Origin of the sequence: Streptomyces shinuiensis, assembly GCF_043660855.1 — a bacterium.
Taxonomy (GTDB): Bacteria; Actinomycetota; Actinomycetes; order Streptomycetales; family Streptomycetaceae; genus Streptomyces.
Genome location: NZ_JBIHML010000001.1, coordinates 2,319,563 through 2,334,454 on the forward strand (window position 1 = coordinate 2,319,563; position 14,892 = coordinate 2,334,454).

The 14,892-nt window shown below is 68.4% G+C and carries 24 protein-coding genes and 1 pseudogene; all 25 read right to left on the minus strand.

Annotation, left to right across the window (positions count from 1 at the left end; all coding sequences use genetic code 11):
- Positions 1 to 44: 44 nt before the first annotated feature.
- Positions 45 to 1,004: pseudogene (locus tag ACGRHY_RS10255) on the minus strand (RHS repeat domain-containing protein); the annotation flags it as partial.
- Positions 1,005 to 1,078: 74 nt separating this feature from the next.
- Positions 1,079 to 1,954: a tRNA pseudouridine(38-40) synthase TruA gene (truA, locus tag ACGRHY_RS10260; protein ID WP_394635084.1), complete on the minus strand. Its 876-nt coding sequence runs from the start codon at positions 1,952 to 1,954 to the stop codon at positions 1,079 to 1,081.
- 106 nt (positions 1,955 to 2,060) lie between these two features.
- Positions 2,061 to 2,615, minus strand: a complete 555-nt coding sequence (gene rplQ / locus ACGRHY_RS10265) for a 50S ribosomal protein L17 (RefSeq protein ID WP_394635085.1) — start codon at positions 2,613 to 2,615, stop codon at positions 2,061 to 2,063.
- Positions 2,616 to 2,821: 206 nt separating this feature from the next.
- Positions 2,822 to 3,844, minus strand: a complete 1,023-nt coding sequence (locus ACGRHY_RS10270) for a DNA-directed RNA polymerase subunit alpha (RefSeq protein WP_093660637.1) — start codon at positions 3,842 to 3,844, stop codon at positions 2,822 to 2,824.
- A 137-nt stretch (positions 3,845 to 3,981) separates the two neighbouring features.
- Entirely contained in the window at positions 3,982 to 4,608 is a 627-nt protein-coding gene (gene rpsD / locus ACGRHY_RS10275; protein ID WP_394635086.1) for a 30S ribosomal protein S4, read from the minus strand.
- Between the two features lie 27 nt (positions 4,609 to 4,635).
- Positions 4,636 to 5,040 carry a 30S ribosomal protein S11 gene (rpsK, locus tag ACGRHY_RS10280; RefSeq protein ID WP_004571845.1) on the minus strand — a complete coding sequence of 135 codons (405 nt, stop codon included), beginning with the start codon at positions 5,038 to 5,040 and terminating at the stop codon, positions 4,636 to 4,638.
- 65 nt (positions 5,041 to 5,105) lie between these two features.
- Positions 5,106 to 5,486, minus strand: a complete 381-nt coding sequence (rpsM, locus tag ACGRHY_RS10285) for a 30S ribosomal protein S13 (protein ID WP_206348889.1) — start codon at positions 5,484 to 5,486, stop codon at positions 5,106 to 5,108.
- Between the two features lie 203 nt (positions 5,487 to 5,689).
- Positions 5,690 to 5,803 carry a 50S ribosomal protein L36 gene (rpmJ, locus tag ACGRHY_RS10290; RefSeq protein ID WP_003956441.1) on the minus strand — a complete coding sequence of 38 codons (114 nt, stop codon included), beginning with the start codon at positions 5,801 to 5,803 and terminating at the stop codon, positions 5,690 to 5,692.
- Between the two features lie 60 nt (positions 5,804 to 5,863).
- The gene (gene infA / locus ACGRHY_RS10295; RefSeq protein WP_003948620.1) at positions 5,864 to 6,085 is read right to left on the minus strand and encodes a translation initiation factor IF-1; all 222 of its coding nucleotides are present in this window, start codon (positions 6,083 to 6,085) and stop codon (positions 5,864 to 5,866) included.
- A gap of 305 nt (positions 6,086 to 6,390) precedes the next feature.
- Entirely contained in the window at positions 6,391 to 7,227 is an 837-nt protein-coding gene (map, locus tag ACGRHY_RS10300) for a type I methionyl aminopeptidase (RefSeq protein ID WP_394635087.1), read from the minus strand.
- 137 nt (positions 7,228 to 7,364) lie between these two features.
- Positions 7,365 to 8,033, minus strand: coding sequence for an adenylate kinase (locus tag ACGRHY_RS10305; protein ID WP_394635088.1), 669 nt, complete (start codon positions 8,031 to 8,033; stop codon positions 7,365 to 7,367).
- The gene (gene secY, locus ACGRHY_RS10310; RefSeq protein ID WP_394635089.1) at positions 8,033 to 9,355 is read right to left on the minus strand and encodes a preprotein translocase subunit SecY; all 1,323 of its coding nucleotides are present in this window, start codon (positions 9,353 to 9,355) and stop codon (positions 8,033 to 8,035) included. Before secY ends, ACGRHY_RS10305 begins: the two co-directional genes overlap by 1 nt.
- 198 nt (positions 9,356 to 9,553) lie before the next feature.
- Positions 9,554 to 10,009, minus strand: a complete 456-nt coding sequence (gene rplO / locus ACGRHY_RS10315; protein ID WP_394635090.1) for a 50S ribosomal protein L15 — start codon at positions 10,007 to 10,009, stop codon at positions 9,554 to 9,556.
- A 1-nt stretch (position 10,010) separates the two neighbouring features.
- Entirely contained in the window at positions 10,011 to 10,193 is a 183-nt protein-coding gene (gene rpmD, locus ACGRHY_RS10320) for a 50S ribosomal protein L30 (protein ID WP_093660623.1), read from the minus strand.
- Positions 10,193 to 10,798, minus strand: coding sequence for a 30S ribosomal protein S5 (rpsE, locus tag ACGRHY_RS10325; protein WP_093660621.1), 606 nt, complete (start codon positions 10,796 to 10,798; stop codon positions 10,193 to 10,195). The genes rpmD and rpsE overlap by 1 nt, the downstream gene beginning before the upstream one ends.
- 43 nt (positions 10,799 to 10,841) lie before the next feature.
- Positions 10,842 to 11,225, minus strand: coding sequence for a 50S ribosomal protein L18 (gene rplR / locus ACGRHY_RS10330; protein ID WP_394635091.1), 384 nt, complete (start codon positions 11,223 to 11,225; stop codon positions 10,842 to 10,844).
- A gap of 3 nt (positions 11,226 to 11,228) precedes the next feature.
- Positions 11,229 to 11,768 (minus strand): 50S ribosomal protein L6, encoded by a 540-nt coding sequence (gene rplF / locus ACGRHY_RS10335; RefSeq protein WP_394635092.1) that lies wholly within the window; start codon positions 11,766 to 11,768, stop codon positions 11,229 to 11,231.
- 24 nt (positions 11,769 to 11,792) lie between these two features.
- A complete protein-coding gene (gene rpsH / locus ACGRHY_RS10340; RefSeq protein WP_155071596.1) occupies positions 11,793 to 12,191 on the minus strand; it encodes a 30S ribosomal protein S8 in 399 nt (132 codons plus the stop codon).
- Positions 12,192 to 12,408: 217 nt separating this feature from the next.
- Complete coding sequence (locus tag ACGRHY_RS10345) at positions 12,409 to 12,594, minus strand: type Z 30S ribosomal protein S14 (RefSeq protein ID WP_097230640.1); 186 nt, start codon at positions 12,592 to 12,594, stop codon at positions 12,409 to 12,411.
- Positions 12,595 to 12,597: 3 nt separating this feature from the next.
- Complete coding sequence (gene rplE, locus ACGRHY_RS10350; RefSeq protein WP_394635093.1) at positions 12,598 to 13,161, minus strand: 50S ribosomal protein L5; 564 nt, start codon at positions 13,159 to 13,161, stop codon at positions 12,598 to 12,600.
- Positions 13,161 to 13,484 (minus strand): 50S ribosomal protein L24, encoded by a 324-nt coding sequence (gene rplX / locus ACGRHY_RS10355; protein ID WP_093851453.1) that lies wholly within the window; start codon positions 13,482 to 13,484, stop codon positions 13,161 to 13,163. The genes rplE and rplX overlap by 1 nt, the downstream gene beginning before the upstream one ends.
- Before the next feature lie 3 nt (positions 13,485 to 13,487).
- Positions 13,488 to 13,856 (minus strand): 50S ribosomal protein L14, encoded by a 369-nt coding sequence (gene rplN, locus ACGRHY_RS10360; RefSeq protein WP_055718836.1) that lies wholly within the window; start codon positions 13,854 to 13,856, stop codon positions 13,488 to 13,490.
- A gap of 100 nt (positions 13,857 to 13,956) precedes the next feature.
- A complete protein-coding gene (gene rpsQ, locus ACGRHY_RS10365; protein ID WP_093660607.1) occupies positions 13,957 to 14,244 on the minus strand; it encodes a 30S ribosomal protein S17 in 288 nt (95 codons plus the stop codon).
- Positions 14,244 to 14,468, minus strand: a complete 225-nt coding sequence (gene rpmC, locus ACGRHY_RS10370; RefSeq protein ID WP_394635094.1) for a 50S ribosomal protein L29 — start codon at positions 14,466 to 14,468, stop codon at positions 14,244 to 14,246. The genes rpsQ and rpmC overlap by 1 nt, the downstream gene beginning before the upstream one ends.
- Positions 14,468 to 14,887 (minus strand): 50S ribosomal protein L16, encoded by a 420-nt coding sequence (gene rplP / locus ACGRHY_RS10375; RefSeq protein WP_093660605.1) that lies wholly within the window; start codon positions 14,885 to 14,887, stop codon positions 14,468 to 14,470. Before rplP ends, rpmC begins: the two co-directional genes overlap by 1 nt.
- Positions 14,888 to 14,892 lie beyond the last annotated feature (5 nt).

Here is a 14,892-nt window from a genome sequence, read left to right on the forward strand (position 1 = left end):
AGTGTGACCGGGCTGTCGTTGGCGTAGGCGTAGCCGTTGATCTGCTGGGGCTGGGTGTAGCCGATGACTGGATCAACGGAAATGAACTTGCCCAGCGACGAGTCGTACTCGCGCGCCCCGATGCTCGTCAGCCCGGTCCGGGCGTCGATCGTGCCGCCGACGAAGCCCTTCTCGCCCGGCCAGGTGCCGCTCGCCCGGCCCCGCTCCAGCCCGTAGGGGTCGGAGCGGCGCTGTGCGACGGTGCCGGTGGTGGCGTCGATGGCCAGCTCGCCGGTGCCGTGCTGGTCGGAGGCGAGGGAGGACAGCGTGCCGTCGTCGGTGCGGACGGCGACCGTCTGGCCGGCGAAGGAGTCGTAGCCGAACCAGTCCCCGGCCTCGGCCGCCGCGGCGGCGATGCTGCCGGATCCCTTGCCCTGGTGGAGGTCGAGGGCGGCGGGCCCCTTGCCCAGGCCGGCGGGCGGGCCGTAGAGGATCTGCGCCGATCCCGCGTCGGTCTCCTCACCGATGTCCTCGTAGGGGGGGAGCCGACCGCCAGGTCGGCGCGGCCGTCCTCGTTGTGGTCGAAGGTCGCCAGGGCGTGGCCGTAGCGGTCTCCCGGCTCGGCCGCCCCCGGGATCCCCCCGGTGTCCTGGGAGATCTCCTCCGCGCCCTGCCCGCCGCCGTAGACGATGTGGACGGCCCCGGCCTCGGGGTGTCCGGAGACCGTGGCCCCGGGGTCGGTGATCGCGATGCCGCGGACGCCGTCGCCGTTGAAGTCCGATTCGGTGCCGGCGGTGCACCCCGCGGCCACCGCCCGGCCGACAAGGGGCGGCGCACCGCCCGGCAAGGTCAGTGCGGCCACCAGGGCCAGCCCGAACAGCCTGTGCGTGTGCGCATGTCCCGCCCCCGCTTTGTGAAGATCCTTTGAGGCGAATGAAATCCCGGTGGGTCTTTCTTTTCGCATGTTCGCTGGTCAAGGACCTGACAAAGGAATGGCTGGAAACGCACGGTTGGGGGCTGGCCACCGGGGGCTCATCCGGCGGAAACGGCTCCGAACGCCACCGCCCCGCCCGGTCGGCGGGCAGGGCGTGGCGGCCGTTCAGCAGCAGCCGGCCGCCACGCCCGCCGCCGGGCCCGCGCCCGGGAGCGTACGGCGGTTGCGCGCCTCGGCGTTGCGCGCGGCCAGCAGTTCGTCGGCCGGGTAGCCGACCTCCTCCAGGGTGAGCCCGTGCGGCCGCACCACGTGCACCGCCGAGTCCCGCATCCCGGCCGCCAGCACCTGCCCCGGCCACGCCGGCGGGCGGTGCCCGTCGCCGACGAAGAGCAGTGCGCCCACCAGCGAGCGCACCATGTTGTGGCAGAAGGCGTCGGCGACCACCCTGGCCTCCACGACGCCGTCGGGGCGCCGCCGCCAGCTCAGCTCCCTGAGCGTCCGTATGGTCGTCGCGCCCTCGCGCCGCTTGCAGTAGGCGGCGAAGTCGTGCTCCCCCAGCAGGCGCTCGGCCGCCTCGTTCATGGCGTCCACGTCCAGCGGCCAGTCGTGCCACAGCACATGGCCGCGCTGGAGCGGGTCCACCCCTCCCGGGTGGTCGCAGACGCGGTAGGCGTAGCGGCGCCAGATCGCCGAGAAGCGCGCGTTGAAGTGGGGCGGGGCCTCACCGACGCGGTGCACCCGTACGTCGTGCGGCAGGCGCCCGGCCAGCCGGCGCGGCAGCCGCTCCCGGTGCGCCTCCCACAGGTCGGCGGGCAGGTCGGCGTGCGCCACCTGGCCGCGGGCGTGAACGCCCGCGTCGGTGCGGCCGGCCACCGTCAGCTCGAAGACCTCTTCCGAGCGGGTGACCACCCGCAGCGCGTCCTCCAGCTCGCCCTGCACGGTGCGCCGCCCGCGCTGCCGCGCCCAGCCGGAGAACTCCCTGCCGTCGTACGACAGGTCCAGCCGGACCCGTACGTACCCGGGCTCCACGTCGTCGCTCACACCGTGTTCCTCTCGAAAAGCGCGTAAACGGCGGCGGACCCGCTCCCGGAAAAGGGGAGGCGGGTCCGCCGCGGTGTGCTCGGAGTGCTCCGGAGCGGGGAACGCCTCAGGCGTCCTTCTTCTCCTCGGCCGGAGCCTCGGCCGCGGCCTCGGTCTCCCCGGACTTCTCCTCGGCCGGGGCCTCGGCGGCCTCGTCCTGCCCGGCGTCCTTCTTGAGGTCCTTCACGGCCTCGTCGCCCGCGGCTTCCTTGGCCGTGCGCTTCGTGGCGGCCTCGGCCTCGCCGACGGCCTCCTGCTGCACGGTCAGGGCCTCCACCAGCTCGATGACCGCCATGGGCGCGTTGTCGCCGCGGCGGTTGCCGATCTTGGTGATGCGGGTGTAACCGCCGGGGCGGTTCTCGTAGCGCGGGCCGATCTCGGTGAAGAGCGTGTGCACGACGCTCTTGTCGAGGATCGTGCGCATCACCTGACGGCGGTTGTGAAGGTCGCCCTTCCTCGCCTTGGTGATCAGACGCTCGGCCACCGGGCGCAGGCGGCGGGCCTTGGCCTCGGTGGTGGTGATGCGGCCGTGCTCGAAGAGGGCGGTGGCGAGGTTCGCCAGCATGGCCTTCTCGTGCGCGGCGCCGCCGCCGAGGCGGGCGCCCTTGGTGGGCTTCGGCATGGTTCTTCTCCTCGATGTCTGCACCGGCCGTATCAGGTACCGGTGTCAGTGTCCGTACGGGCTTGTGCCCGCCGGAGCCGGGGCGTGCGACCGCACTCGCAGGCTCGGTCGTACGCTCCGGAGAGCGTGGGCCGACCGGGCGCGGGCGGGTGCCGCGCCCGGCCGGGGTGCCGGTGTGGAACGGCGTCAGTACCGCTCGGTGCCGGTCAGTACTGCTCGGTCTCGACGAAACCGGAGTCCGCGTCGTCGTCGGCGCCGAAGGCGTCCGCGGCGGCGGTCGGGTCGAATCCGGGCGGGCTGTCCTTGAGGGTCAGACCCATGCCGGCCAGCTTCGCCTTGACCTCGTCGATCGACTTGGCGCCGAAGTTGCGGATGTCGAGCAGGTCCGCCTCGGAGCGGGCCACCAGCTCGCCCACCGAGTGGATGCCCTCGCGCTTGAGGCAGTTGTAGGAGCGGACGGTCAGCTCCAGCTCCTCGATCGGCAGGGCCAGATCGGCGGCGAGCGCGGCGTCCGTCGGGGACGGGCCCATGTCGATGCCCTCGGCGTCGACGTTCAGCTCGCGGGCCAGGCCGAACAGCTCGACCAGGGTCTTGCCGGCGGAGGCCATGGCGTCACGCGGACGCATGGACTCCTTGGTCTCGACGTCGACGATCAGCTTGTCGAAGTCGGTGCGCTGCTCGACACGGGTCGCCTCGACCTTGTAGGTGACCTTGAGGACCGGCGAGTAGATGGAGTCGACCGGGATGCGGCCGATCTCCTGGCCGGCCTGCTTGTTCTGCACGGCGGAGACGTAGCCGCGACCGCGCTCGACGGTCAGCTCCATCTCCAGCTTCCCCTTGCCGTTCAGCGTGGCGAGGACCAGGTCGGGGTTGTGCACCTCGACACCGGCCGGCGGGGCGATGTCGGCGGCGGTGACCAGACCCGGGCCCTGCTTGCGCAGGTACATCACGACCGGCTCGTCGTGCTCCGAGGAGACGACCAGGCTCTTGATGTTGAGGATCAGGTCGGTGACGTCCTCCTTGACGCCCGGCACGGTGGTGAACTCGTGCAGGACGCCGTCGATCCGGATGCTGGTCACGGCAGCACCGGGGATCGAGGACAGGAGCGTGCGACGCAGGGAGTTTCCGAGGGTGTAGCCGAAGCCCGGCTCCAGCGGTTCGATCACGAACCGGGAACGGAACTCGTCCACGACCTCTTCGGTCAGTGAGGGGCGCTGAGCGATCAGCATGGGGATGTGCCTCCAGTCTTCGGCAACCGCTATTTGATGCCGAGCACCGGGCGGGGGCCCGGTTGCCTACTGCAAGGGTACGGGCGGTGCGGCCCGTGCGGGCCGCACCGCCCGTGACCGTGAGCCGGTGCTCCGGATTACTTGGAGTACAGCTCGACGATCAGCTGCTCCTGCACCTGGGTGTCGATCACCTGGCGCTCGGGCAGCGAGTGGACGAGGATCCGCATCTTCGACGGGATGGCCTCGAGCCACGCCGGCACCGTCTTGTCCCCGGCCTCCGCCTGCGCCACCTGGAAGGGGGTCAGGTTACGGGAGGACGGGCGGACCTCGACGATGTCGCTGGGAGCGACGCGGGCCGACGGGATGTCGGTCTTGCGGCCGTTCACCATGATGTGTCCGTGGCGGACGAGCTGGCGGGCGTGGTCGCGGGACTTGGCGAAGCCGGCCCGGTAGACCACGTTGTCCAGACGGGACTCCAGAATGCGGAGCAGGTTCTCACCCGTCTTGCCCTGCTTGCGGTTGGCCTCGTTGAAGTAACCGCGGAACTGCTTCTCGAGGACACCGTAGATGCGGGCGGCCTTCTGCTTCTCACGCTTCTGCAGCAGGTACTCGCTGTCCTTGGTGCGCCCGCGTCCGTGCTCACCCGGGGGGTAAGGACGGATCTCGATCGGGCACTTCGCGCTCTCGCACTTGGCTCCCTTGAGGAAGAGCTTCTGCTTCTCCCGACGGCAACGCTTGCAGTCGGCCCCGGTGTAACGCGCCATGTTCGTGTATCTCCTACTTCTGCCGGCTCAGACGCGGCGACGCTTCGGCGGGCGGCAGCCGTTGTGCGGGGTCGGGGTGACGTCCTGGATCGAACCCACCTCGAGGCCGGTGGCCTGGAGGGAGCGGATCGCGGTCTCACGGCCGGAGCCGGGACCCTTGACGAACACGTCGACCTTGCGCATGCCGTGCTCCTGCGCGCGACGGGCGGCCGACTCGGCGGCCATCTGCGCGGCGAACGGCGTCGACTTGCGCGAACCCTTGAAGCCCACGTGACCGGCGGAAGCCCAGGAAATCACGTTGCCGGTGGGGTCGGTGATGGAAACGATGGTGTTGTTGAACGTGCTCTTGATGTGAGCGTGCCCGTGGGCGACGTTCTTCTTCTCCTTGCGGCGCACCTTCTTGGCGCCGGCCGTACGGCCCTTCGGAGGCATAGAAAAATACTCCTATGGAGGTGGTCGGTCCTGCGGTCCGGACCACTGACGGTGTCCGGTGAGGACTACTTCTTGCCCGGCTTCTTCTTGCCGGCGATCGCGCGACGCGGGCCCTTGCGGGTGCGGGCGTTGGTGCTGGTGCGCTGGCCGTGGACGGGCAGGCCGCGGCGGTGACGCAGACCCTGGTAGCTGCCGATCTCGACCTTGCGGCGGATGTCGGCCTGGATCTCGCGGCGGAGGTCACCCTCGGTGCGGATGTTGGCCTCGACGTACTCACGGATCCTGACGAGCTCTTCCTCGGTCAGGTCGCGGACGCGGGTGTCCGGGTTCACACCGGTGTTCGCAAGCGTCTGCTGGGAGAGCGTGCGACCGATGCCGAAGACATAGGTGAGAGCGACCTCCACGCGCTTGTCGCGCGGGAGGTCGACGCCTTCGAGGCGTGCCATGAACGTGGCTCCTGGTTTCGTTGGAGGTCTTCCGCAGCACCGTTCCCGTAGCGAGTACGAGCCGGGTCCCCGGCCTCCGTCCGGGGGTGTCGTCCCCACCGGCGTTAACAGATGTCACGGCGGGGGGTCGGGTGTCTGCGTATCTACATGTCGCTTGCGTCGCGCGAAGAACCGCGAGAGGTGCGAGGCGTCGAGGTCTTGCGTCAGCCCTGGCGCTGCTTGTGGCGCAGGTTGTCGCAGATGACCATGACCCGGCCGTGGCGGCGGATCACCTTGCACTTGTCGCAGATCTTCTTGACGCTCGGCTTGACCTTCATGGGATGTGAGGTTCTCCGGGTCAGGCCACCACCCCGCGCCGGGCGGAGTGAGGGCGAGATCTACTTGTAGCGGTAGACGATCCGCCCGCGCGTCAGGTCGTAGGGGGACAGCTCCACCACGACACGGTCGTCGGGAAGGATACGGATGTAGTGCATCCGCATCTTGCCGCTGATGTGCGCGAGGACCTGGTGCCCGTTCTGGAGCTCCACCTTGAACATCGCGTTCGGGAGAGACTCGACGACGGTGCCCTCGATCTCGATGGCCCCTTGTTTTTTGGCCATGCTTGAGCGCTTCACCTTCCGGGATCGGCTACCTGGGTCAGTCCGTGGGTGCACGCAGGCACACATGGACCGACGAGCCAGTCTACGCCACGGCTCCGGGAAAGACGAATCGGGGATGTATGCCCATCGGGGGAGATCTTTATGCGGACCGGAGGGACTTCACCCGGCCCGCAGCCCGGCTCCCGACTCACACCACCCGGCTCACCGCAGGACCGGTGGTGGTGCGTACGGAGCGCGCGCTCCGTACGGCCCGGCGGGCCGTACGTCGGCCCGGCCCCCGGGAGAGGGCCGGCCCGGAAGCCCGGTCAGTCCAGCGGATCGGGGGCGGTGGTGACGCCGTACTCCGCCAGCTTCGCCCGGCCACCGTCCGGCGCCGTCAGCACCAGCGGGCCCTGCTCGGTCAGGGCGACGGAGTGTTCCCAGTGGCAGGACCAGGTGCCGTCGTCCGTCTTGACCGTCCACTCGTCCTCGAGGACGTGGGTCCTGGCCGTGCCCAGGCTGACCATCGGCTCGATCGCCAGGCACATGCCCGGCACCAGCTTCGGGCCCCGGCCGCGGCGGCGCTCGACGTAGTTCAGCAGGTGCGGGTCCATGTGCATCTGGCTGCCGATGCCGTGGCCGCCGTAGTCCTCGATGATCCCGTAGCGGCCGGAGGCCGGGCGGGGCTGACGGCGGATGTAGCCCTCGATCGCCCTGGAGATGTCCACCAGTCGGTTGCCCCTGCGCATCGCCGCGATGCCGGCCCACATCGACTCCTCGGTGACCCGGCTCAGCTCGTGCACCTCGGGAGCGTGGCCCTCGCCGACGAAGACGGTGATCGCCGCGTCCCCGTGCCAGCCGTCGACGATCGCGCCCGCGTCGATGGAGATGATGTCGCCCGACTCCAGCACCGTCTCCCGGTCGGGGATGCCGTGGACGACGACGTCGTTCACCGAGGTGCAGATGTTACCGGGGAAGCCGCCGTAGCCGAGGAAGTTCGGCTTGGCGCCGTGGTCGGCGAGCACCTTCGCGGCGACCTCGTCGAGGTCCTTGGTGGTCGCGCCGGGCACCGCGGCCCTGCGGCAGGCCGCGTGCATCGCGGCGACGACCAGCCCGGCCGCACGCATCTTCGCGATCTGCTCGGGGGTCTTGATCTCCACCATGACGGCTGACGCCTTCCAGCTCGCGGTTGTCTGTGGCACATCCGGCCCGGCGCACTGCCGCCGGGCCCGTTCACTACACGATACGGCCGCGGTGCCCGCCCCGGGCACCGCGGCCTTCTCGCCGTTCCTCGCCGGGGTCAGGCCCCGGACTGCTCCGCCGTGTGGCCGAGCGCCTCCATCGCGCGCCGGGTGACCTCGGGCACCTTGCCGAGCGCCGAGATCGTCACCACCAGGCCCTGGGCCTTGTAGTAGTCGATGATCGGCTCGGTCTCGGTGTGGTAGACCTCCAGGCGCTTGCGGACGGTGTCCTCGTGGTCGTCCTCGCGCTGGTAGAGCTCGCCGCCGCAGATGTCGCAGACGCCCTCGGTCTCCGGCGGGGTGTACACGACGTGGAAGATGTGGCCGCTGTCGTTGCGGCACATCCGCCGTCCCGCGATCCGCTTCACGACCTCGTCCTCGGGGACCTCCAGGTCCAGCACGGCGTTCAGCCGGGTGCCGGACTCCCGCAGGATGCCGTCCAGGGCCTCGGCCTGGCCGATGTTCCGCGGGAAGCCGTCGAGCAGGAAGCCGTCGGCGGCGTCGGGCTGCTCCATCCGGTCCCGGGCCATCCCGATGGTGACCTCGTCGGGTACTAGCCTGCCCGCCCGCATGTACTCCTGCGCCTTCTGCCCGAGCTGGGTGCCCTGGCTGATGTTGGCGCGGAACAGGTCGCCCGTGGAGATGTGCGGAATGGACAGGTTCTCGGCCAGGTACGCGGCCTGCGTGCCCTTGCCCGCGCCAGGCGGTCCGACGAGGACGATTCGCATCAGCGGAGGAACCCTTCGTAATGGCGCTGCTGAAGCTGGCTCTCGATCTGCTTCACGGTCTCCAGACCGACACCCACGATGATCAGGATGCTGGTCCCGCCGAACGGGAAGTTCTGATTCGCGTTGAACAACACCAGCGCGACGGTGGGCACCAGAGCGATCAGACCCAGGTACAGCGAACCCGGCCACGTGATGCGGTTCAGCACGTAGCTCAGGTACTCCGCGGTGGGACGTCCGGCCCGGATACCCGGGATGAAACCACCATACTTCTTCATGTTGTCGGCAACTTCTTCGGGGTTGAAGGAGATGGCGACGTAGAAGAAGGCGAAGAACACGATCAGCACGAAGTACGTGATGATGTAGTACGGGTGGTCACCCGTGACGAGGTGCCGGTTGACCCAGTCGGCCCAGCCCGCCTGCGACCCGCTGAACTGAACGATCAGCGCCGGGATGTAGAGCAGGGAGGAGGCGAAGATGACGGGGATCACACCCGCCTGGTTCACCTTCAGGGGAATGTAGGTGGAGGTACCGCCGTAGGAGCGGCGCCCGATCATCCGCTTGGCGTACTGCACGGGGATGCGGCGCTGCGCCTGCTCGACGAAGACCACCAGGGCGACCATCGCCAGACCCGCGAGGACCACCACACCGAACTCGATCCAGCCGTCCGCCAGGTTGCCCTGCACCTTGATGGCCCACAGCAGACCCGGGAAGCCGGCGGCGATCGAGACGAACATCAGGATCGACATGCCGTTGCCGATGCCGCGGTCGGTGATCAGCTCACCCAGCCACATGATCAGCGCGGTGCCGGCGGTCATGACGATCACCATGGTGATCGTGGTGAAGATCGAGTCGTCCGGAATGATCTGGTCACGGACGCTGCACTGCGCGAAGAGGCTGCCGCTGCGGGCCGTCGCCACCAGGCCGGTGGCCTGGAGCACGCCGAGCGCCACCGTCAGGTAGCGGGTGTACTGTGTGATCTTCGCCTGGCCGGACTGCCCCTCCTTCTTGAGGGCCTCCAGCCTCGGGATCACCACCACCAGCAGCTGCAGGATGATGCTCGCCGTGATGTAGGGCATGATCCCGAGCGCGAAGATGGTCAACTGCAGCAGCGCGCCACCACTGAACATGTTGACCAGGCCGAAGAGACCGGCACCGGCACCGCCGGCCTCGGCCTCCTTCACACACAGGTTGACGTTCTCGAAGCTGACACCCGGGACGGGGATGTGTGCCCCGAGGCGGAAGAGCACCATGATGCCGAGGGTGAACAGCAGCTTCTTGCGCAGGTCGGGCGTCTTGAACGCCCGGGCGAACGCGGTGAGCACGGTGCCTCCTGCGCCCCCCGCGTCACACGCGAGAGGTTACGGTCGTGAGGATCAACGGATAAAACGGTTCAGATTCCACAGGAGGGATCCTGCGGAGGTCAATAACGCACGACACCTTACCGGCGACCGTGCCCCCCATGGAACGACCAACCGGGGACGCCCGTTCCTGGGCGCCCCCGGTTGCTCACTTCACCGTGCTCAGACGAGCTCGGTGACGGTGCCTCCGGCGGCGGTGATCTTCTCCTTGGCGGAGGCGGAGACCTTGTCCACGGTCACCTGCAGCGCCACGGAGATCTCCCCGTTGCCCAGCACCTTCACGAGCTGGTTCTTGCGAACCGCACCCTTGGCGACCAGACCCTCGACGGTGACCTCGCCACCCTCGGGGTACAGGTCCGCCAGCTTGTCCAGGTTCACGACCTGGTACTCGGTGCGGAAGGGGTTCTTGAAGCCCCTGAGCTTGGGCAGCCGCATGTGCAGCGGCATCTGCCCGCCCTCGAAGCGCTCCGGAACCTGGTAGCGGGCCTTGGTGCCCTTGGTGCCACGACCGGCGGTCTTGCCCTTGGACGCCTCACCACGACCCACACGGGTCTTGGCGGTCTTGGCGCCCGGGGCGGGCCGGAGGTTGTGGACCTTCAGCGGCTTCTGCTCCGCCATGTCAGTCGACCTCCTCGACCGTCACGAGGTGGCGGACGGTCTGCACCATGCCGCGGATCTCGGGACGGTCCTCCTTGACGACCGAGTCGTTCACTCGCCTGAGGCCGAGGGAACGCAGGGTGTCGCGGTGGTTCTGCTTGCTGCCGATGTAGGACTTGGTCTGGGTGACCTTCAGGCGTGCCATCAGGCGCTCACCCCAGCCCGCGCCCGCAGCAGAGCGGCGGGAGCAACGTCCTCCAGCGGCAGGCCGCGGCGGGCGGCGATCTCCTCGGGGCGCTGCAGGCCCCGCAGAGCGGCCACCGTGGCGTGCACGATGTTGATGGGGTTCGACGAGCCGAGCGACTTGCTCAGCACGTCGTGGATGCCCGCGCACTCCAGCACGGCGCGCACCGGGCCGCCGGCGATCACACCGGTACCGGGCGAGGCCGGCTTGAGCAGCACGACACCCGCGGCCTCCTCACCCTGGATCGGGTGGGGGATGGTGCCCTGGATCCGGGGGACCTTGAAGAAGTGCTTCTTGGCCTCCTCCACACCCTTGGCGATGGCGGCCGGCACCTCCTTGGCCTTGCCGTAACCGACACCCACGGTGCCGTCACCGTCGCCCACCACGACCAGCGCGGTGAAGCTGAAGCGGCGACCACCCTTCACAACCTTGGCGACGCGGTTGATCGCGACGACCCGCTCGACGTACGCGGTCTTCTCGGCGGCCGCGCCACCGTCCCGCCGGTCCCGTCGGTCCCGCCGCTCGCCGCCACCGGCGCCGCCACCGCGGCGCTGGGGTCCAGCCATTGGAATTACCTCTCTCTATGCGTCCGCTTGCGTGGGGACCGGCTCAGAACCTGAGCCCGGCCTCGCGGGCGGCGTCGGCCAGGGCGGCGATCCGCCCGGCGTACTTGTTGCCGCCGCGGTCGAACACGACGGCCTCGATGCCCGCGGCCTTGGCGCGCTCGGCGACCAGGGACCCGACCTGCTTGGCCAGGGCGGTCTTGTCGCCCTCACCGCTGCGGATCGAGCTGTCCAGCGTCGACGCCGAGGCCAGCGTGTGGCCCGCGATGTCGTCGATGACCTGGGCCACCATGTGGCGGTTCGAGCGCGTCACCACCAGGCGCGGACGCTCGGGGGTGCCCGACACCTTCTTGCGGACGCGGATGTGGCGCCGCTTGACAGCGGCGGCCTTGCGCGCGCTGCCCTTCGCGATCTTCACACCGTATGCCATGGCTTACTTACCAGCCTTTCCGACCTTGCGGCGGATGACCTCGCCCGCGTACTTCACGCCCTTGGCCTTGTACGGGTCGGGCTTGCGCAGCTTGCGGATGTTCGCGGCGACCTCGCCGACCTTCTGCTTGTCGATGCCCTCGACGCTCAGCTTGGTCGGGGACTCCACCTTGAAGGAGATGCCCTCGGGAGCGTTCACCGTGATCGGGTGGCTGTAGCCCAGGGAGAACTCCAGGTCGGAGCCCTTCGCCTGGACGCGGTAACCGACACCGCTGATCTCGAGCTGCTTGCTGTAGCCCTGGGTCACGCCAGTGATCATGTTCGCCACCAGCGTGCGGGACAGACCGTGCAGGGCCTTGTTCCGGCTCTCGTCGTTCGGGCGGGTGACGTTGATGACGCCGTCCTCACCCTTGGCGACCTCGATGGGCGCGGCGACGGTGTGCGAAAGGTTGCCCTTGGGCCCCTTCACGTTGACCGTCCGGCCATCGATGGTGACGTCCACACCGGCGGGAACCTGGATGGGGAGCTTGCCGATACGCGACATGAGCTTTACCTCCGTTCCCTTCCGTTACCAGACGTAGGCGAGGACTTCCCCACCCACGCCCTTCTTCTGAGCCTGCTTGTCGGTGAGGAGCCCGTGGGAGGTGGAGATGATCGCCACGCCCAGGCCGCCGAGCACCTTCGGCAGGTTGGTGGACTTTGCGTAGACCCGCAGGCCCGGCTTGCTGATCCGCTTGATGCCGGCGATCGAACGCTCGCGGTTCGGACCGAACTTGAGCTCCAGGACGAGGTTCTTGCCCACCTGGGCGTCCTCGACCTTCCAGCCGGTGATGTAACCCTCCTGCTGGAGGATCTCCGCGATGTGCGACTTGATCTTGCTGTGCGGCATCACGACGGTGTCGTGGTAAGCCGAGTTCGCGTTTCGCAGACGCGTCAGCATGTCTGCGATCGGATCGGTCATGGTCATGTGATGGCCTTCGGCCTCTCTCGCCGGGGTTTCCTGTCTGCTCCGTCCCTCTCCCCGTACGCGGGACGCGACGGGACGGGTGCGGTGCGGGGACCTACGGCGTAGTAAGACGGTCATGGGCGGCGAGCGCCCAACCCACAAGCCTAGGGCACGCGGGGAGGGCGTTCGCCGGCCAGGATGCTCTTACCGAGAGTCCTGCGGGTCCGCTTGCGCGGACCTACCAGGAGCTCTTGGTGACGCCCGGCAGCTCGCCGCGGTGGGCCATCTCACGAAGGCACACGCGGCACAGGCCGAACTTGCGGTAGACGGAGTGGGGTCGGCCGCAGCGCTGGCAGCGCGTGTAGCCACGCACCGAGAACTTCGGCTTGCGGGCGGCCTTGGCAATCAGAGCCTTCTTCGCCACGGCTCACGCCTCCTTGAAGGGGAATCCGAGGTGACGCAGCAGGGCGCGACCTTCCTCGTCGGTGTTCGCCGTGGTGACCACGGTGATGTCCATGCCTCGGACCCGGTCGATCTTGTCCTGGTCGATCTCGTGGAACATGACCTGTTCCGTGAGACCGAAGGTGTAGTTGCCCCTGCCGTCGAACTGCTTCGGCGACAGACCGCGGAAGTCGCGGATGCGCGGCAGCGCGAGCGACAGCAGGCGGTCCAGGAACTCCCACATCCGGTCGCCCCGCAGGGTGACGTGGGCACCGATCGGCTGGCCCTCGCGCAGCTTGAACTGCGCGATGGACTTCCGGGCCTTGGTCACGGCCGGCTTCTGGCCGGTGATCGTGGCGAGGTCGCGGATGGCGCCCTCGATCAGCTTGGAGTCGCGGGCGGCTTCGCCCACACCCATGTTGACCACGATCTTGGTGAGACCGGGGGTCTGCATGACGTTCTCGTAGCGGAACTCGTCACGCAGCTTGCCCGCGATCTCCTCGCGGTAGCGCGCCTTCAGACGCGGCTGCACGTTCGTGGCGGTAGTCATCAGATGTCCTCACCGGTCCGCTTGGCAACGCGGATCTTGTTGCCGTCCTCGTCGAAGCGGTAACCGACGCGGGTGACGACCTTGTTGCCGTCCTTCTCCACGACGAGCTGAACGTTGCTCACGTGGATCGGGGCCTCGGTCGTCACGATGCCGCCGGTCTTCGAGCCGCGAGCGGTCTGGCCGGCCTTGGTGTGCTTCTTGACCCGGTTGACACCCTCGACCAGGACACGGTCCTCGCGGGGGTAGGCCTCGATGACCTTGCCCTGCTTGCCCCTGTCCTTGCCGGTGATGACCTGGACCAGGTCGCCCTTCTTGATCTTCATCGGTTACAGCACCTCCGGCGCGAGGGAGATGATCTTCATGAACTTCTTCTCGCGCAGCTCACGGCCGACGGGGCCGAAGATACGGGTGCCGCGGGGGTCGCCGTCGTTCTTGAGGATGACGGCGGCGTTCTCGTCGAAGCGGATGTACGAGCCGTCGGGGCGGCGGCGCTCCTTGACGGTGCGCACGACGACGGCCTTGACGACGTCGCCCTTCTTCACGTTGCCACCGGGGATCGCGTCCTTGACGGTGGCGACGATGACATCCCCGATACCCGCGTAGCGGCGGCCGGAGCCACCGAGAACACGGATGCAAAGGATCTCCTTCGCGCCCGTGTTGTCGGCGACACGCAGCCGCGACTCCTGCTGGATCACGTCTATCTCCTGATCGTCTGCCGGTTCCCGGCGGGTGCGCGCTCACCGCGCGCACCTCGCCGAGCCTGGCGGAACTCGTCCCGAGAAGGGATCTCGGGAATTACTTGGCCTTCTCGAGGATCTCGACGACGCGCCAGCGCTTCGTCGCGGACAGCGGCCGGGTCTCCATCAGGAGGACGCGGTCGCCGACACCCGCGGCGTTCTGCTCGTCGTGCGCCTTGAGCTTGTTCGTACGGCGGATGACCTTGCCGTACAGGGCGTGCTTGACGCGGTCCTCGACGGCGACGACAACGGTCTTGTCCATCTTGTCGCTGACGACCAGACCCTCACGGGTCTTGCGGAAGCCGCGGTTCTGCTCTGCAGTCTCAGTCACATTCGTCTCGCTCATCAGGCGCTCTCCACCGTCTCGATGCCGAGCTCGCGCTCACGCATCAGGGTGTAGATCCGGGCGATGTCCTTGCGGACGGCCTTCAGCCGGCCGTTGTTCTCCAGCTGTCCGGTCGCCGCCTGGAAACGGAGCTTGAACAGCTCCTCCTTGGCCTCGCGCAGCTTCACGAGGAGTTCCTCGTCGCTGAGCTCGCGCAGCTCACTCGCCTTGGTACCGGCCGCCATCACGACTCACCTGCCTCGCGCCGCACGATCCGGCACTTCATCGGAAGCTTGTGAGCAGCGCGGGTGAGCGCCTCACGAGCAATCTTCTCGTTCGGGTAGGACAGCTCGAACATCACCCGGCCGGGCTTGACGTTCGCGACCCACCACTCCGGCGAACCCTTACCGGAACCCATGCGGGTCTCGGCGGGCTTCTTGGTCAGCGGACGGTCCGGGTAGATGTTGATCCACACCTTGCCGCCACGCTTGATGTGACGGGTCATGGAGATACGAGCTGCCTCGATCTGCCGGTTCGTCACGTAGGCAGCGGTCACGGCCTGGATGCCGTACTCGCCGAAAGCAACCTCGGTGCCGCCCTTGGCCATGCCCTTGCGCTTCGGGTGGTGCTGCTTGCGGTGCTTGACCCTGCGGGGGATCAGCATGACGG

Coding starts and splice junctions, on each gene's coding strand:
- ACGRHY_RS10270 (WP_093660637.1), bottom strand. CDS start 3,844: ATGCTGATCGCTCAGCGCCCCTCACTGACCGAAGAGGTCGTGGACGAG.
- rplF (WP_394635092.1), bottom strand. CDS start 11,768: ATGTCGCGTATCGGCAAGCTCCCCATCCAGGTTCCCGCCGGTGTGGAC.
- rpmC (WP_394635094.1), bottom strand. CDS start 14,468: ATGGCGGCCGGTACCAAGGCGAGTGAGCTGCGCGAGCTCAGCGACGAG.
- rpsH (WP_155071596.1), bottom strand. CDS start 12,191: ATGACCATGACCGATCCGATCGCAGACATGCTGACGCGTCTGCGAAAC.
- map (WP_394635087.1), bottom strand. CDS start 7,227: ATGGTGGAGATCAAGACCCCCGAGCAGATCGCGAAGATGCGTGCGGCC.
- rpsE (WP_093660621.1), bottom strand. CDS start 10,798: ATGGCTGGACCCCAGCGCCGCGGTGGCGGCGCCGGTGGCGGCGAGCGG.
- rpsK (WP_004571845.1), bottom strand. CDS start 5,040: ATGCCTCCGAAGGGCCGTACGGCCGGCGCCAAGAAGGTGCGCCGCAAG.
- rplE (WP_394635093.1), bottom strand. CDS start 13,161: ATGACTACCGCCACGAACGTGCAGCCGCGTCTGAAGGCGCGCTACCGC.
- rplQ (WP_394635085.1), bottom strand. CDS start 2,615: ATGCCGAAGCCCACCAAGGGCGCCCGCCTCGGCGGCGGCGCCGCGCAC.
- ACGRHY_RS10305 (WP_394635088.1), bottom strand. CDS start 8,033: ATGCGAATCGTCCTCGTCGGACCGCCTGGCGCGGGCAAGGGCACGCAG.
- rpmJ (WP_003956441.1), bottom strand. CDS start 5,803: ATGAAGGTCAAGCCGAGCGTCAAGAAGATCTGCGACAAGTGCAAGGTG.
- rplP (WP_093660605.1), bottom strand. CDS start 14,887: ATGCTGATCCCCCGCAGGGTCAAGCACCGCAAGCAGCACCACCCGAAG.
- rplX (WP_093851453.1), bottom strand. CDS start 13,484: ATGAAGATCAAGAAGGGCGACCTGGTCCAGGTCATCACCGGCAAGGAC.
- infA (WP_003948620.1), bottom strand. CDS start 6,085: ATGGCCAAAAAACAAGGGGCCATCGAGATCGAGGGCACCGTCGTCGAG.
- rplO (WP_394635090.1), bottom strand. CDS start 10,009: ATGGCGGAGCAGAAGCCGCTGAAGGTCCACAACCTCCGGCCCGCCCCG.
- rpsD (WP_394635086.1), bottom strand. CDS start 4,608: ATGGCGCGTTACACCGGGGCCGACTGCAAGCGTTGCCGTCGGGAGAAG.
- rplR (WP_394635091.1), bottom strand. CDS start 11,225: ATGGCATACGGTGTGAAGATCGCGAAGGGCAGCGCGCGCAAGGCCGCC.
- rpmD (WP_093660623.1), bottom strand. CDS start 10,193: ATGGCACGCCTGAAGGTCACCCAGACCAAGTCCTACATCGGCAGCAAG.
- rpsM (WP_206348889.1), bottom strand. CDS start 5,486: ATGGCACGCCTCGAAGGCGTCGACCTCCCGCGCGACAAGCGCGTGGAG.
- rpsQ (WP_093660607.1), bottom strand. CDS start 14,244: ATGAGCGAGACGAATGTGACTGAGACTGCAGAGCAGAACCGCGGCTTC.